Genomic DNA, 16,401 nt, shown 5'->3' with positions numbered 1-16,401 from the left:
ATAAATTATTTAAATGCCATTCTAATTTTTTCTACCAATCCGGTGGTAATCATTTCTCTGGATTGCAGAACCATATTTTTAACAGCCAGCGGACTGGAAATTCCATGTCCGATAACAACGGGAGCATTAACACCTAGAACCGGGCTTCCGCCGTATTGTTCATAATTAAAACGATCGAAAAACTCATCTTTTAATCCCTTTTTAATGGTAAGCACGTAAAACGATTCGGCTAATTTTAGCATCACATTTCCGGTAAAACCATCGCACACAATTACATCGGCTTTTTCGTTAAATAAATCTCTGCCTTCTACATTTCCAACGAAGTTGAAGAGGCTGGTTTCTTTCATTAACGGAAAAGTAGCCATGCTTAGCATATTTCCTTTTTCATCTTCTTCACCAATATTCATCAAGGCCACTTTAGGGTCATTAATCTGCAAAAGGTTTTCTGCATATAAGCTGCCCAAAACGCCAAATTGTAATAAAATATCAGGTTTACAGTCGGCATTTGCACCTACATCTAACAGCAGGCCTGTGCCGCCTTTAATTTTCGGAAGAATTGTACATAAACAAGGGCGGATAATGCCCGGAATGGTTTTTACGCTAAAAACAGCGCCAACCAACATAGCTCCAGAATTACCGGCACTTGCGAAAGAGTCGATTTTACCTTCCTTTAAAAGATTAAAACCAACCGCTATGCTAGAATTAGGTTTCTGAACAATTGCTTTGGTGGGGTGTTCGCCCATACCGATTACTTCATCAGTATGAACGTATTCAAAATGATCCGGATTAAAACCCTCCTCTGCAAGAATGGGTTTAATCTGTTCGGTATCGCCAATAAGAACTAAATGCTCTCCAGCGTTAAGCGATTGATGAGCAGCTATTGCTCCCAAAACAATTGCTTTGGGAGCATAGTCTCCGCCCATTATGTCGAGGCCTATTTTCATAGAAAAAATCTGTTTGTGTTAAGTCAGGTGTAATCCTGAATTTTTCAGTTGACTAAGGTATGACTAAAGCCGCTGAAAACACAAACAATTTTTTAAGAAAATTACCCTATCTGAGTATTTTCGATAACCAGTTTGCCGTTGTAGTATAAGTTACCATCAACGTTGTAAGCACGGTGAGGTACGTGGATAGCACCTGTTGCCGAGCATGTTGCTAAAGAAGGGGTAACAGCTTTATAGTGTGTTCTTCTTTTATTTTTTCTCTGTTTCGAGATTTTCCGTTTTGGATGTGCCATTGGTGTATAATCTAATTATTTTTTTAACTTATTAAGGGCTTCCCAACGTGGGTCGCTTGTTTGTTCATTTTCTTCAGCCTGGTTTTCAATCGATAATTGATTTAAACGATCAATCATCTCCTGATCACAATCTTTACCAGCCTGTTCGCAGTTTTTGATATAAGGTACTGCAACATTAATCATTTCGTATAAAGGACCGGAAATGTCAATTTCGGTTTCTTTACGGCTTAGCGAAATAATTTCCTCATCATCACTCTCCAGTTCATCTTCAGCAAACTTTACAATCTGCCTTTCATAAAGATTTATCGGTAACGGAAATTCAGATAAACATTTATCGCAATCTAAATTAACTGTACCGATAACTTTAAATTTTAGTAGCAGCATGGTCTCTTGTTTCTCAAGTTCCAGGTCTACTCTTAAATTTCCACTTTTAATTAACGAATACTCAAATGCGTTAAAAAAGCGGTCATCAAGCTCATATTCAAACTGATGAGATCCCAATTTTAAGCCGGTAAACGGTAATGAAAATTGTTTTAGTGGGTTCAAAGTACTGTAAAATTTTAGCCTGCAAATGTAGGGATAAATTATTAGATTAAAAATGTTTTTTAAAAATTGTTGATGTTATCTCTTGATTTTTAGGCCTTATCCATTTTTAAGCGATAAGGTATAACGGCACTAACCGGCTAAAACCATTTCTTTATTGTTTCTGCTCCATTCACTCCACGAACCTACGTAAAGTTTAGGGATCCGTAAACCTGCATAATCCATAGCTAAAAGGGTATGGCAAGCGGTAATGCCCGAGCCACAATGTACAATCACATTTTCGGGTTTTACATGCGCTAAAGCTTCTTCGTATTTTTCTTTTAATATTTCAGGTGACAGGAAAGCGCCAGATGCGTCCAGATTCTCAGTATACGGGATATTGGCTGCGCCCGGAATATGGCCGGCAATTAAATCGATAGGCTCGGCGAGACCAGCAAAACGATTGGCGTCTCGTACATCAATCACCATATAATCATCTGTTTTAGCTACTTTTTCCACTTCATTGATATCAGATAGCGGTAAACTCCATGTTTTTACTGCGTAAGGAGCAACAGATTTTGGGATTTCAACTTTATCAGTAGTTGGGAAACCTGCTTTTACGGCCGCCTGAAAACCTCCGTCAATTACCTGCACCTTTTCGTGACCGATAGCTTTTAACATCCACCATAGCCTCGCTGCTGCGTTACCTCCATTTTTATCATCATAAACAATGACATGGCTGTGTGCTGTAACCCCGAGTTTTTGTAATACAGATGAAAACTGTTCCGGTGTTGGTAAAGGATGACGTCCGCCAATGGCAAAATCGCCAATATTGGCTAAATCTTCATTTACGTCGGCAAAAAGTGCTCCAGCCAAATGTTGTTCATCATATCTGGCTTTTGATCCTGCACTGGCATCAATAATGACGATTTCATCGTCCTGGTTTAGCCAGGTTAGCTCTTCTGGTTTAATAATGGGTAATAGCGTTTTCATTTGATTATATTAATACTCCTCCAGTCATCGTAATCGCAATTTCATTTCAGGTTTGATCTTAAAGCCTTTCTTTATACTTCTAAAGAGATTTTCCGCTGCGGTCTAGATGTCGATATTTTCTCAAGACTTGATCTTTGTACCCTATGCCGCTGACCTCGGACTTTCGGTCCCCCGACTTTGGCCTGTCTAACCCTCCGCCTTCTAGCTTAAGACGCATCATCTTTAATATCAAACTGTGTTTCAACTACTTTTCCGCCGGTGCGCAATTGGTTACTCAACATCTCCTCCTGCTCGCGACGGTTTTTTACAATGTGAATGGCTGAAAACAAAGCTTCGGTAAAGGAAGTCGAATCAGCTAAGTTTTTACCCGCAATATCGTAACCTGTTCCATGGTCTGGAGAGGTGCGGACAAAGTTTAGGCCAGCAGTATAGTTTACACCATTATGAAATGCCAGCGTTTTAAAAGGAATTAAACCCTGATCGTGGTACATAGCCAAAACGGCGTCAAACTGTTTGTAACTACTATTACCAAAAAAACCGTCAGCAGGGTATGGACCAAAACAAATAATGCCTTTATCGTAGGCTTCCTGAATGGCTGGCGAAATGACCTCAGCTTCTTCGGAGCCCAATAAACCATTATCGCTGGCGTGTGGATTTAATCCCAGCACAGCAATTTTGGGTTTTTCGATCCAGAAGTCTTTTTTTAAACTTTCGTTAATCAGTTTTAACTTATTTACAATTTTATCTTTTGTAATGGCCGCCGGCACGTCTTTTACCGGAATGTGGCCTGTTACCACACCAACACGTAAATTTTCGCTGATCAAAAACATCAGCACATCTTTGCTGCCACTTTTTTCCTGCAGATATTCGGTATGGCCTGGAAATGCAAAAGTTTCGGATTGAATATTGTGCTTATTAATCGGGGCGGTAACCAAAGCATCGATATCACCGTTTATCAGGTCGGCTGTTGCACGTTCTAAAGATAAAAGTGCATATTTTCCGCCTGTTGCCGTAACCTGACCCAGTTCAATTTTTACATCTTCTTCCCAGCAATTGATCATGTTAGCCTTTTTTGGTATGGCCTGGCTAGCCTGGCTAACTACATTAAAACTGAAATCGCCCAGGTTATTCGCTTTTCTATGAAAAGAGGAAATCTTGGTATGTCCATAAACAACTGGAGTGCAGTAATTTAAAATTGCCGGATTAGATAAAGTTTTGATGATTACTTCTAAACCTATGCCGTTTACGTCGCCTATACTGATGCCAATTTTAAGTTTATTGCTCATAATTACTGGAAATTTTTAGCGCAAATTACTGATTTTCGCTTAAACCCTTTAAAAAAAAATGAAACCGCAGCGCCTGCAGATTGATCTGCATAGAAATATTAAGCCTATCTTTGCTAACAATTTTAATTTTAAAATCCCGTTCAGGGCCGTGGGGTATGAGTTTAGTCAAAGCAAAAAAACATTTAGGACAACATTTTTTAACCGACAAGGGCATTGCTAACCGCATTGTTGAGGCTTTGGCGAATACCGACAAATATCATCAGGTGTTAGAAGTTGGGCCGGGGATGGGAATCTTATCTGATTTTTTGCTGCAACGTAAAGATTTAAGTACCTATCTAATTGATATTGATACAGAATCTTTCCATTTTTTGAACGAAAAATATCCGCAGCTTGGCGATCGGTTGATTAACGGCGATTTTTTAAAACTTGATTTTGATGTGATGTTTCCCGAAAAATTTGCCATTATTGGTAATTTTCCTTACAACATTTCATCGCAGATTTTATTTAAGATTTTAGATAACCGCCACAAGGTGATAGAAATGGTGGGGATGTTTCAAAAAGAGGTGGCCCAACGTTGCGCAGCACCGGCGGGAAGTAAAGAATATGGTATTTTAAGTGTGTTTCTGCAGGCTTATTATAAAATTGAATACCTGTTTACGGTTAAGCCAGGTACATTTAATCCACCACCGAAAGTGCATTCAGCAGTAATCCGTTTAACCAGAAATGAAGTAGAAGCGCTTGATTGCGATGAAAAATTATTCTGGCGGGTAGTTAAAGCAGGTTTTAACCAGCGGAGAAAAACCTTGCGCAATGCCGTTTCTGCAGTAATGCCTAAAGATAAAATGGACGATCATATCTATTTCGAAAAACGTGCCGAGCAGTTAACTGTGGCCGATTTTGTAGCCTTAACACGTCATGTGAGTGAATTAATGCAAGCTTAGCCATATTTATTCCCTGTTGTAAGCAATTACTATAGATATGGAGCGCAGCTTTTTCATCGGTTTCTGTAGCACAGCTGTCCATCCCAAGCCCACATACCTGTTACGGGTTTACATTTCATCTGATAGTCGTCGGATCAGGTTTAGGTGCAAAGGTTTGTGCACCTTACCAGCCCCGGCAGCTCAAAGGTTGTTTTGCTGGTTTAGTCCCGGTTGCAACATTGCCATGCAGCAACGAAGCAAAAGTCAGCAAGCCGAATTAAAACTCAAACTCCAGCTGGTTGCTCTCTGGTTTTTCTATCTCCACATCATCATAAAACCGCGATAAGGTAATGCCCAACAACCTCACCTGCGTTGTGCCAATTGCCGCCTCTTCCAAAAGTTTAATGGCTTCGGCATAAATGACAGCGGCCTTGCTAATCGGCGTAGCGAAGGAGCGGCTGCGCGTAATGAGTTTAAAATCTGCAAATTTGATTTTAAGGGTAACTGTTTTTCCACTCAGCTGATGTTTCTCTAAACGTTTGGCTACGGTTTCGCTGATCTGTTTCAGCAGATCGTGCATTACTGCATCTTCATTGGTGTCTTCTGATAAGGTATCTTCTGCACCTACTGATTTTGCTTCACGATTTGCACGAACGGGCCGATCGTCTATTCCACGAACAATTTGGTAATAAAATCTTCCCGATTTTCCGAATTGGGCAATAAGCTGGGCTTCTGTCAGCTTTTTTAAATCTGCACCGGTATTAATCTGCATAGCCTTCATTTTGGTACTCGTAACTTTGCCTACTCCAAAAAATTTTTCAACAGGGAGTTTTTCCATAAAAGCTTCAATTTTGGAAGGGCCAATAAAAGTTAAGCCATCGGGTTTATTCATGTCTGAAGCTACTTTTGCCACAAATTTATTGATCGATACGCCTGCCGAGGCCGTTAAATTCAGTTCATTTTTAATTGCGTCCTTAATCGATTGTGCAATATCAAGGGCTGATCCGATGCCGAGCTTGTCTTCCGTTACATCAAGGTAGGCTTCATCCAGCGAAAGCGGTTCAATAAGGTCGGTGTAGCGGCTAAAAATTTCCCTGAGCGATTTTGAAACTGCAGTATAGGCGTCAAAACGCGGGTATACGAAAATGGCTGTAGGGCAGAGCTGATAAGCTTTACTTGATGGCATTGCCGAGCGGATACCATACTGCCGGGCTTCATAACTGGCTGTAGAAACCACTCCACGGCTATCCGGTTTACCGCCAACCACCAGAGGTTTTCCACGATATTCAGGAAAATCGCGTTGCTCTACAGATGCATAAAAAGCATCCATATCGATATGAATTATTTTTCGTAAAACCGGCGGATTCAAATCAGACATGCAATGACCTAAATCTCGTGTTTTTTATCAGGATTATTGGACTGGATTTTTTTTCTTTACAAAATATGGAGAGAACTATTCGTTTTTATAAAAATGCAAGACATGAATGGTATGCTGACATTCCCGATTGGGGTGGGGCTATTGAAGATTTGCAAATGGTAGAAGGTGCTGATGAGTTGTTAAACTGGATAGCCGCTTCTGAAAATGAATGTAAGTTATTAATGGCTGACCAGTTCATACAAAATGCCGAAATTTTAGCACTTGTTTATGCGCGTGAAGAGAATTTGGGCGGTGGTGGGGACTACCTGTTAGAACAGTTTCGCGGAGAATTTAAAAACCATAAAATTTGGCTTTGTGGTGTAACAGAATTTGTTTTTAAACACCTGCCTGAAAGGATTTATTTTAAAGAACTCCAGTAACTACCCGCTAGATCGAAGTTTCCACTTCACCTGGTTTTCCTCCGGATGAAGATCACCAGGCGAGCTTTATAATACATAATCTATCCATCTAATTCAATAAAATTTCAACTCTATTCAATAAAGAGTCCATCTCAAATGGTTTTTCCATAAAATCATTTGCGCCGGCATCCAGTGCAGATTGTCTGATATCTCTGCTGGCTGAAATCATTAAAATAGGAATTTCCTTGAATTGAGGATTATTTTTAAGCTGTTTGCAGATATCTCTGCCATCATAACCGCTCATCCATATATCCAGCATAATTAAATCTGGTTTGTTTTTTACAGCATCAATAACTGCCCCACCATCATAAGTAAATTCAACATCATAGCCCATCACTTCCAAAATCATTGTGATTGCATCCACAATTCCTTCGTCGTCATCGGCAATCAGTATTTTTTTGTTCGCCATTTTGTAATGTTATTTCATATCTTTTGTTTTTCAACTGGTAATTGAGAAGATGATTGATTGCGTATAGGTTATTAATGCAGCAAATATGCTTTTTGTTTTAAAAAAAAAGAATATTTGTGTAAAGAATTTTAATGGAAAGCTGATCAGCTTTTTTAGCTGCTGGATTCCTTACCAAATCCAGGCGAATAATTTAGAAACTTTTCCGCTCAAATTACTTAAACCTCATGGCAACTTCCTTGATCAGGCCTGGATTTTGTCAGATCATGAAGAATTTAGGATATATTCTTTAACGCGTTCCTATTTTAAGTGAAGAAAAACTATCTGTCAGAGATGGCCATGAAAAACCGGGTAATTATCAGTATAACCGCTGTTGTCTGTTATTCTTTTCTAAAAGCCCATTAAGGCAGGAGATAAATTTGCTATAGCTAACCGGTTTAAGCAGGTATTGGTCTGCATTTACCTGATGGGCATCCATGGCATACTGACTGTAGGCTGTAATAAATATCAGGTATTTCACAGTATCTCTCAACTTTACTGCAGCTTCAATGCCTGAAATCCCATCCATCTTGATATCTAGAAATAAAAAATCAATTAGCTGTTCGTCGCTTAACATTTGTATGGCTTCTGAGGCATTGGTAAAACTACCGGCAAAGATTAGTTCAGGCGTATCGTTAATATAGGCCTCTAGGAGTTCAACGAGCAATGGATCGTCGTCAACAATCACGCAGCGGTGTTTTCTTTTCTCGTTAATTTTTGTCTCTGTTGTCATACGCCCCATATTTTCGATAAAGTTAGGGATTTGTTGAATTGAAATCCTTAAAAAAATATCTTTCAGAACCGATAAGGTAATGGCCACTTTTGGTAAATTATATTTTTTACTAGATTAGTCCGTCGTCATAACTATCAATCTCGCTCGATGCACACTAATATTACTTTCTCCGATAGAAGCTACAAAAAGCTTCCATATTTGTTCATTTTGATTGTGTTTTTCCTTAATTCCAATAGGAAAGTAACTGCAAAACTTTTGACAGATGCGCCAGTTGATACAAACAGGGTAAACAGTTTATTAGATAGTATTTCAAAATATCGGTACCAGCCCGATTTGGTAATAAAGTATGCCGACTTAGGGATACAACATGCAAAATCTATAACATTTGATAAAGGGCTATCTAAGCTATTGTTTAGAAAAGGGATTGCATTAATGAACAAAGGACTAAAAAATGAAAGTTTAGCATCGCTTAACGAAGCAGAGCAACTGGCCGATAAAAATGGGCAGTTGCTTGTATTAGCCAATGTAAATAGAATAAGAGGTGTACTTTATTATAAAAATGCAGATTACGAACACGCCACAGCTAGTATTTTAAGAGCCATTAGATTTTACGAACGAAACAAAGTGTACGTTGAATTACCAATATGCTATTCGATACTTGCTTCCATTAATGTAGCCACAGGTAATACTGCTGAAAGTTATCGGTATTATTTTAAATCCTTTAACCTGATCCGATCGCTGCTAAACAAACCAGAATCATCCTTTTCAAAAGAAGATTGGGATAAGTTGCATACCAATTACATCGACCTTTGTGTTAACATTGGTAATTATTTTGAGCAATCGGATAAGCTTGACATGGCGTTGAAGTATTATGAACTGGGACTATCCAAACCTTTTGCCACTCCAAATTATAATGCCTATCTGATCCTGATGACCAATGCTTCCAAAATCTATTACGCCAAAGGAAATGTTGCCAAAGCCAGGAAAATGGCCTATCGCGCATTTAGTTTGGCAAAGGAAGCCCATTTATATCGTGAACAGTCGAACGCGCTTGATCACCTCGGAAGCTTTGCGGATCATTTTACTCAGGCAAATCAATATTATATAGAGGCGGTTGAACTTGCCAAAAAGGCACAGGACAAAGATTTGTTGTATAAGGTTCTAGAGCATCGGGCTAATTCAGCGAAGAAGTTTGGTCGCTATAAATTCGCTTTTGAGGCTTATAAAGAATCAAGAGCCATCCGCGACAGTATCGTTACGCAGGAAAATAGTGTGGCAATTGATAACCTGATATCCAATCATAAGCTACAGGATTCGACCCAGAAACTTAAACACGTGGGATTTGAGCGCTACAAAGCGAACCAGCGCAGTAATTTTTATCGGCTTTTATTTGCAGCAACAGGCGCGATATTGTTGATCACGTTTCTTTTTATCCTGCGTAACAGAAAACTAAATAAAGCTTTAAACCTACGCAAAAACCAGCTGAGTGCGCTTAATACGCATAAAGATAGAATTCTTTCGATAATGGGACACGACCTTAAAGGCGCGTTGGCAGATCTGCATGCCTTAGCCTTTCTCCTTAAGCGGCATATGGGTACGCCAAGACAGGAAGAACTCATTGAACAGCTATCTAATGTGCAGCAATCTGCAAATGAAATATTAGATAAACTGTTGTTATGGGGTGCCTTAGATATGCATTATGATCATCTTATCGCACCTTTTTATCCTGCAATTGCATTAAGCAGTACCATTAATTCTACCAGAGGCATTGCCACTGCCAGAAACATTACTTTAACGACAGATATAGCCGCCGATGTTGAAATATTAGGGAACGAACATCATATAACCTTTATTCTGCGAAACCTGTTAAGCAATGCGGTAAAGTATTCAGATGCAGATCAACCTGTTCACATCAGGCTGATCAAAACAGATATAGCTGCCATATTTGAAGTTGAAAATTATAACAAGTTAGCTAAGGTTGCCACAGTAAATGATTTTTATGCGAATCGCCAGAGCGTTTCAGACGAAACCAAAGGGCATGGTATCGGATTGTTATTGTGCAAAATTCTGTCCGATCTGGATAATTATCAGTTAAATGCAAGCAAAGAAGGGGATATCATCCGCACCAGACTTATCATTCCGACAAATCCGGCGGTGTTGAAAAATCAGGTCAATGATTCTGCTACAGCTTAAAGGGGTTTAAACATTATCCGGGAGAAAAATGACTTGCATTTTTTTTTATCAATGGACTACAAAAGATGCGATAATACCAGGACATACACAGGGTGGTATAAACTATTTATAGGATAATATTCAAAAAAGAAGGTTATTTTAAATGCGAGACATTATATTTACAGCGTTTATTCAAACGAGAAGGTTTAACGGCCAAAAATGGACAGCATTAATATTAAGAAGTTAGCAGAAGCATTAAATTTATCTACTTCTACAATTTCGAGGGCTTTTAGGGATAATAGTGACATCAATAGTGCTACCAAGGAACGTATATTGGCAAAGGCAAAGGAATTAAACTACCAGCCCAATCATTACGCCAGTAATTTAAGAGAGCAAAAAAGCAAAACCATAGCGGTTATTGTGCCAGAACTGGCCAATAATTATTTCTCACAGGCCATCCACGGCATTGAACGCATAGCAAGGGAAAATGGTTACCACATCCTCATTTATGTAACTGATGATGATTACCAAAAAGAAGTAACTTTCATCCAGCATTTGCACAACGGTAGGGCTGATGGGATTATCATGTCGGTTTCAGGAGAGGCTAACGACCATAATTACCTTAATAAATTTGGCAGTAAAAGATTGCCTCTGGTGTTTTTTGACAGGGTTTACGAAGACATTAATACGCCCAGGGTAATTACCAATGATTATGACAGCAGTTTTTTGGCCACCGAACATTTAGTAGAGCAGGGTTGCAGGAGAATTGCTTATCTGGTGGTGAATAAAAGTTTATCAATAGGTAAGACCCGTATGCAGGGTTATATTGATGCCCTGGCCAAACATCAGGTTCCATTTGATGAAAACCTGATTGTAGACTGCAGTAACAGCTATGAGGAAAATAGCATGATCATTAAAGAAGCTTTAACACAATTAAAACCCGATGGTATTTTTACCTCGGTTGAGCGTTTGGCTTTTGCCACGTATTATGCCTGTTACGATCTTCGTATTAATATTCCCGGTGATTTAAAAGTAATCAGTTTCTCCAGTTTGGAAATTGCCCCTTTGTTAAATCCTTCACTGACCACCATTACCCAGCCCGCTACAGAAATCGGAGAGGAAGCAGCAAAATTATTGTTTACGGTATTGGATAATCATGCCAATAAAAACCGGCTAAATGAGGTGGTTTTAACCTCCAAAATAATCAAGCGGAATTCGACCAATAAGTAGGTAAAAGTACGTCTGAAAACAAGGCCTTTTTTGGTCTGAAATTTTCAAAAAATTTCTTCACTTAGTGTAAAATACGCAGAATTCTGATTGATTTTCGGGAACGTTCCCGAAAGATGACGGAATTTTGATCTATTTTTTTCGGGAACGTTCCCGAAAAAAGGGGTAAAAACAACTTAGTGTATTTTTTACACTTTAAATTGAAAAATTTATTTTGTAAATATTTAAATATCAATTATTTGTGATTTTAATAATTATTTAATATGAGTTTCGACTTGCTTTTAAAAGTGGATTTTTCAGCGGGTTTTTTAATTGATATTTTAACCCGAAATATATTTTTTAAATAAATTTTGAAATCTCAATAACAGCTGTAAATTAGGCCTATGTGTAAATCACTATAATATTTAACCAAATTTTTATACTTAAACGAGCTTCAAATATGAGAGTATTTTACCTGTTAAAACAGGGGCTTTTGGTGCTGTTGGTTTTTTCAGCATTAATGGTAAAAGCACAAACCGGATCGGTATCCGGAAAGGTGCTTGATGAAAGTGGCCTGCCATTGCCCGGTGCCTCTGTAATTGTTAAAGGTACAACCAGAAGTACATCAACCGATGTTGATGGTAATTTTAAACTTGCCGGTTTATCTAATGGTCAGATAACGTTATCTGCAAGTTTTATCGGTTATCAAACACTTGATAAAGCGGTAAGCGTTTCGGCAAATGCGACGGTTAATTTTCAATTGGTACCCGATGCGCAGAAACTGAATGAAGTGGTGGTAATCGGTTATGGTACCGCTGAAAAGAAAAACCTGACTGGTTCAATCACTACGGTCAACTCCAAAGATTTCCAAAAAGGCACCATTACCACGCCTGAGCAATTGATTCAGGGTAAAGTAGCCGGTGTAAACATCGTTTCTGGCGGTGGCGCACCAGGGGGCGGTAGTACCATCCGTATCCGTGGCGGTGCCTCGCTCAATGCCAGTAATGATCCTTTGATCGTGGTTGACGGGGTGCCTTTCAGCGGTAACAGCATTGGTAACGCACCAAGTCCGCTGTCATTGATCAACCCTAACGATATCGAAACTTTTACGGTTTTGAAAGATGCCAACGCAACAGCTATTTATGGTTCAAGGGCATCTAACGGGGTAATTCTAATCACCACTAAAAAAGGGGCATCAGGAGAACCTGTAATCAATTTCAGTACAAATAACTCCATTGCCAGCGTTGCCAAAAAAGTAAATGTGCTTACTGCCGATCAGGTTCGGGCTTTTGTAAACGCAAACGGTACCGCTGCGCAAAAAGCATTATTGGGTACAGCGAATACCGATTGGCAGAATGAAATCTATCAGAACGCATTCTCTACCGATAATAATTTAAGTATTGCAGGGTCTTTAAAAGGAGTGCCTTACCGCGTATCGGCAGGCTATCTAGATCAGGATGGTGTGGTAATCACCAGTAAACTGAAAAGGGCTACAGGTGCCATATCTGTTGCACCTAAATTTTTCACTGATCACCTGAAAGCCGAACTGAACTTGAAAGGATCTTTAAGCCAATCACAATATCCAAATGACGGTGCCATAGGCGCGGCAATTCAGTTCGATCCTACACAACCTGTTTATGCCAATAATAACTATGGTGGTTATTTCGAATGGTTAAGTACTAATGGTGTGCCTAACCCGAATGCACCGCGCAATCCGGTAGCGCTGATCAGGCAACAAGATAACCGTGGAAACGCCGCAAGAAGCTTTGGTAACCTTAAATTGGATTATTCTTTTCACTTTTTGCCTGAATTACATGCAGTTGTAAACCTGGGTTATGATTACTCAAAGGGTTATGGACGCACCATCGTGCCGATCTATGCAGCACAAAGTGCATCAACCAGCGGATCTTATTCAAACCGGTTAAATACTGAGATGAATAAATTTTCTGAAGCATACTTAAGTTATGCTAAAACTATCGAAAGCATTAAAAGCAGGTTTGATGTAACTGCCGGTTACGGTTATTACGATGATGCGGTTACCAATTACAACTTCGCTACCTACAAAGGTACAGGCGAACTGTTAACCACACCTGTTTTCCCTTTTTCCGTTGAGCAGAATAAACTGCTTTCTTATTACGGACGTTTCAACTATACCTTGAACGATAAATATATCTTATCAGGTACAATGAGGGCTGATGCTTCCTCTAAATTTGCTCAGAATAACCGTTGGGGTTATTTCCCGTCAGTAGGTTTTACCTGGAGAATTATCGGAGAGAATTTCTTGAAAAACAGCGAAACCTTATCTGACTTGAAATTACGCTTAAGCTATGGTGAAACGGGTAACAAAGATGGTATTGGTAACTACGATTACCTTTCTAAATACTATGCCAGCACAAACAATGGTCAGTACCAGGTAGGTAATAATTTTTACAACTATTATAGTCCGGCAGGTTACGATCCTGACTTGAAATGGGAAACCACAACTACTTACAATGCTGGTTTGGATTACGGTTTCCTAAAAGGAAGGTTATATGGAAGTATTGATGTTTACTATAAAAAAACCAAGGACCTGTTAAGTACCGTAACTATTCCGGTGGGAACAAACTTTACCAATGTATTAACTACTAACGTGGGTAATATGGATGTAAGAGGTGCTGAAGCAAGTTTAAATTTTGTGGCCATTAAAACACAGAATACCAGTTGGGAACTGGGCATCAATGCCGCATATAATAAAAGACAGGTTACCAACTTAACCTTAAATCCGAACTCTGGTTTCAAAATTGATGCAGGCGATATTACGGGAGGTACAGGTATCCACCTTAAATATAATGCGGTTAACCAGTTACCAGGTTCATTCTTTGTGTATAAACAGGTATACAATGCCGATGGTAAACCATTAGAAGGTGTTTATCAGGACCTGAATGGTGATGGTAGCATTTCTGCAGCCGACCAGTATTTCTATAAATCACCTGATCCTAAAGTAATCTTAGGGTTTAATACCTCATTTACCTATAAAAAATGGACCGCAAGCACGGTATTAAGGGCCAATATCGGTAACTACGTTTACGACAATATTTCGTCAAACTTTGGTATCAGGAACAATGTATTGAGTACCCAGGGAATTCTAAACAACTCTACTTCAGATTTATATGTAACCAATTTCTCTGGAAGTTCTGGTGTACAGTACCTGAGCGACTATTTTATCAAAAATGCTTCTTTCCTGAAGATGGATAACCTTGGTTTATCCTATAATGTTGGTAAACTGTCTAAAACCGGAAATGCAAACATGCGCATCTCTGCAAACTGCCAGAATGTGTTTGTGGTTTCCAAATACAAGGGTATAGATCCGGAACTGGTTTCGGGTATCGATTATAACCTTTATCCTCGTCCACGTACCTATACTTTGGGCTTAAATGTTGGTTTCTAATACTGAAAAAAGAAATAGAAAAATGAAAAATTCATTTAAAACAATATTGGCATTGGGTTTCCTGGCAATCAGTTTAAATGCTTGTAAAAAAGAAGATTTAAACCTGAGGCCTACCAATGACGTTACCGCCGAGAACGTTTATGCAACGCCGGCAGGTTACAAAAACAGCTTGGTAAAGCTATACGCAACCTATGCACTTACCAGTCCATCAGGATCAGATAACAGCGATGTTGGCGGTTTAAATGCAGGTTTTGCTGATTTTTTAAGGTTATTCTGGACCTCACAGGAACTGGTAACCGATGAGGCCATCTGTGCCTGGGGCGATGTGGGGATTCCCGAACTGGATTATGGTACACCAAGTCCGGATAACCAGTTTTTGCGCGGTTTATATTCAAGGAGTATTCTGCAGATCACTTTCTGCAATGAGTTTCTTCGCGAAAGCACACCTGAAAAATTGGCGAGCAGAAACATTACAGGAGCCGATGTTAGTGCAATTAACCGTTACCGTGCCGAGGCACGTTTCTTACGCGCCTATCAGTACTGGGTATTGATGGATGCTTTCGGAAACCCGCCGTTTATTACCGAGGATGATGCCATTGGTAAAGTCAACCCTAAACAGATCCAAAGGGCTGCCTTGTTTACCTATATAGAATCAGAATTAAAAGCCATTGAAAGCGATCTGGCAGATGCCCGTTCCAACGAGTATGGTCGTGCAGATAAAGGCGCCGATTGGGCTTTACTGGCAAGATTATATCTTAATGCTCAGGTGTATACCGGAACAGCTAAGTATACCGAGGCTATTACCTACTCTAGCAAGGTAATCAATGCAGGTTACAGCCTTAAAGCAAACTATATGAACTTGTTCAAAGCAGATAATGAAGTGAACAATACCGAGAATATACTAACCATCAACTATGACGGCATTAACGGTACCAACTATGGCGGTACAACGTTTTTAATTAATGCGGCCATCAATGGTGATATGAACCCAACGACTTACGGCGTGCCAAATGGTGGTTGGGGAGGCAACAGGACCAGGCAAAACCTGCCGGCACTTTTTCCTGATGCTAATGGAAGCCAGGATAAACGTGGTGTATTTTTTGGTACAAAAAGAAATGTTGATGCTGTAGGCGAATTTACTGATGGTTTACGCGTAACCAAATTCAAAAATGTGACTTCTACAGGTGCAATGGGTCGCTCATTGAACGGAACTTTCAGCTCGCTTGACTTCGCATTATTCCGTTTGGCAGAGCAATACCTGATTTATGGTGAAGCTGTTGCCCGTGGAGGTTCAGGCGGTAGTGTATCGCAAGCCAAAACATATGTAAACTTGTTGCGCGGAAGGGCTTATGGCAATACCTCCGGAGATGTTTCTGAGGCGGCGTTAACTACAGACTTTTACCTGGATGAACGTGCCAGAGAACTTTATTGGGAAGGTCATCGCCGTACCGATTTGGTTCGCTATGGTAAATTTACAGGTTCAACTTATTTGTGGCCATTCAAAGGTGGTGTACAGGCCGGGGCATCATTACCTGCGTACCGTAATTTGTATCCGCTTCCTTTAGCAGATCTGATTGCAAACCCGAATTTGGTTCAAAATACTGGTTATTAATATTTAATCTTA

General features: G+C 39.6%; 14 protein-coding genes. 6 read left to right on the top strand and 8 right to left on the bottom strand.

Annotated elements, in window-relative coordinates:
- Nucleotides 1–5 precede the first annotated feature (5 nt).
- From plsX to pdxA, 5 genes are all read right to left on the bottom strand, one after another.
- Nucleotides 6–944, bottom strand: a complete 939-nt coding sequence (plsX, locus tag DV942_RS10150; protein ID WP_145857256.1) for a phosphate acyltransferase PlsX — start codon at nt 942–944, stop codon at nt 6–8.
- 101 nt (nt 945–1,045) lie between these two features.
- Nucleotides 1,046–1,237, bottom strand: coding sequence for a 50S ribosomal protein L32 (gene rpmF / locus DV942_RS10145; RefSeq protein ID WP_025143959.1), 192 nt, complete (start codon nt 1,235–1,237; stop codon nt 1,046–1,048).
- Between the two features lie 15 nt (nt 1,238–1,252).
- Nucleotides 1,253–1,783: a YceD family protein gene (locus DV942_RS10140; RefSeq protein WP_145857253.1), complete on the bottom strand. Its 531-nt coding sequence runs from the start codon at nt 1,781–1,783 to the stop codon at nt 1,253–1,255.
- Between the two features lie 129 nt (nt 1,784–1,912).
- Nucleotides 1,913–2,752 (bottom strand): sulfurtransferase, encoded by an 840-nt coding sequence (locus DV942_RS10135; protein WP_145857251.1) that lies wholly within the window; start codon nt 2,750–2,752, stop codon nt 1,913–1,915.
- Nucleotides 2,753–2,958: 206 nt separating this feature from the next.
- Entirely contained in the window at nt 2,959–4,038 is a 1,080-nt protein-coding gene (gene pdxA / locus DV942_RS10130) for a 4-hydroxythreonine-4-phosphate dehydrogenase PdxA (protein WP_145857249.1), read from the bottom strand.
- Between the two features lie 155 nt (nt 4,039–4,193).
- Here pdxA and rsmA point away from each other — a divergent pair, with 155 nt between their 5' ends.
- Complete coding sequence (gene rsmA, locus DV942_RS10125; protein ID WP_145857247.1) at nt 4,194–4,979, top strand: 16S rRNA (adenine(1518)-N(6)/adenine(1519)-N(6))-dimethyltransferase RsmA; 786 nt, start codon at nt 4,194–4,196, stop codon at nt 4,977–4,979.
- 256 nt (nt 4,980–5,235) lie between these two features.
- Here rsmA and dinB read toward each other — a convergent pair whose 3' ends face one another.
- Nucleotides 5,236–6,288 (bottom strand): DNA polymerase IV, encoded by a 1,053-nt coding sequence (dinB, locus tag DV942_RS10120; RefSeq protein ID WP_244950877.1) that lies wholly within the window; start codon nt 6,286–6,288, stop codon nt 5,236–5,238.
- Nucleotides 6,289–6,401: 113 nt separating this feature from the next.
- On the opposite strand from dinB, the gene DV942_RS10115 reads away from it, so the two are divergent.
- Complete coding sequence (locus DV942_RS10115; RefSeq protein ID WP_145857244.1) at nt 6,402–6,755, top strand: DUF6717 family protein; 354 nt, start codon at nt 6,402–6,404, stop codon at nt 6,753–6,755.
- Nucleotides 6,756–6,843: 88 nt separating this feature from the next.
- On the opposite strand, the gene DV942_RS10110 is transcribed toward DV942_RS10115, so the two are convergent.
- Nucleotides 6,844–7,203: a response regulator gene (locus DV942_RS10110; protein WP_090986470.1), complete on the bottom strand. Its 360-nt coding sequence runs from the start codon at nt 7,201–7,203 to the stop codon at nt 6,844–6,846.
- A gap of 355 nt (nt 7,204–7,558) precedes the next feature.
- The gene (locus DV942_RS10105; protein ID WP_186462463.1) at nt 7,559–7,972 is read right to left on the bottom strand and encodes a LytR/AlgR family response regulator transcription factor; all 414 of its coding nucleotides are present in this window, start codon (nt 7,970–7,972) and stop codon (nt 7,559–7,561) included.
- Between the two features lie 147 nt (nt 7,973–8,119).
- On the opposite strand from DV942_RS10105, the gene DV942_RS10100 reads away from it, so the two are divergent.
- The 4 genes from DV942_RS10100 (at nt 8,120) to DV942_RS10085 (ending at nt 16,389) form a co-directional block, all read left to right on the top strand.
- Complete coding sequence (locus DV942_RS10100) at nt 8,120–10,165, top strand: sensor histidine kinase (RefSeq protein ID WP_145857240.1); 2,046 nt, start codon at nt 8,120–8,122, stop codon at nt 10,163–10,165.
- Between the two features lie 198 nt (nt 10,166–10,363).
- Nucleotides 10,364–11,374, top strand: a complete 1,011-nt coding sequence (locus DV942_RS10095; protein ID WP_145857238.1) for a LacI family DNA-binding transcriptional regulator — start codon at nt 10,364–10,366, stop codon at nt 11,372–11,374.
- Nucleotides 11,375–11,810: 436 nt separating this feature from the next.
- The gene (locus tag DV942_RS10090; protein ID WP_145857236.1) at nt 11,811–14,777 is read left to right on the top strand and encodes a SusC/RagA family TonB-linked outer membrane protein; all 2,967 of its coding nucleotides are present in this window, start codon (nt 11,811–11,813) and stop codon (nt 14,775–14,777) included.
- 22 nt (nt 14,778–14,799) lie between these two features.
- The gene (locus DV942_RS10085; protein ID WP_145857234.1) at nt 14,800–16,389 is read left to right on the top strand and encodes a RagB/SusD family nutrient uptake outer membrane protein; all 1,590 of its coding nucleotides are present in this window, start codon (nt 14,800–14,802) and stop codon (nt 16,387–16,389) included.
- Nucleotides 16,390–16,401: the final 12 nt, after the last annotated feature.

This window comes from Pedobacter suwonensis (assembly GCF_007833675.1).
GTDB classification, from domain to species: Bacteria; Bacteroidota; Bacteroidia; order Sphingobacteriales; family Sphingobacteriaceae; genus Pedobacter; species Pedobacter suwonensis.
The sequence above is the reverse complement of the archived record's forward strand: the minus strand, read 5'-3'. Positions and strand labels throughout refer to the sequence as shown.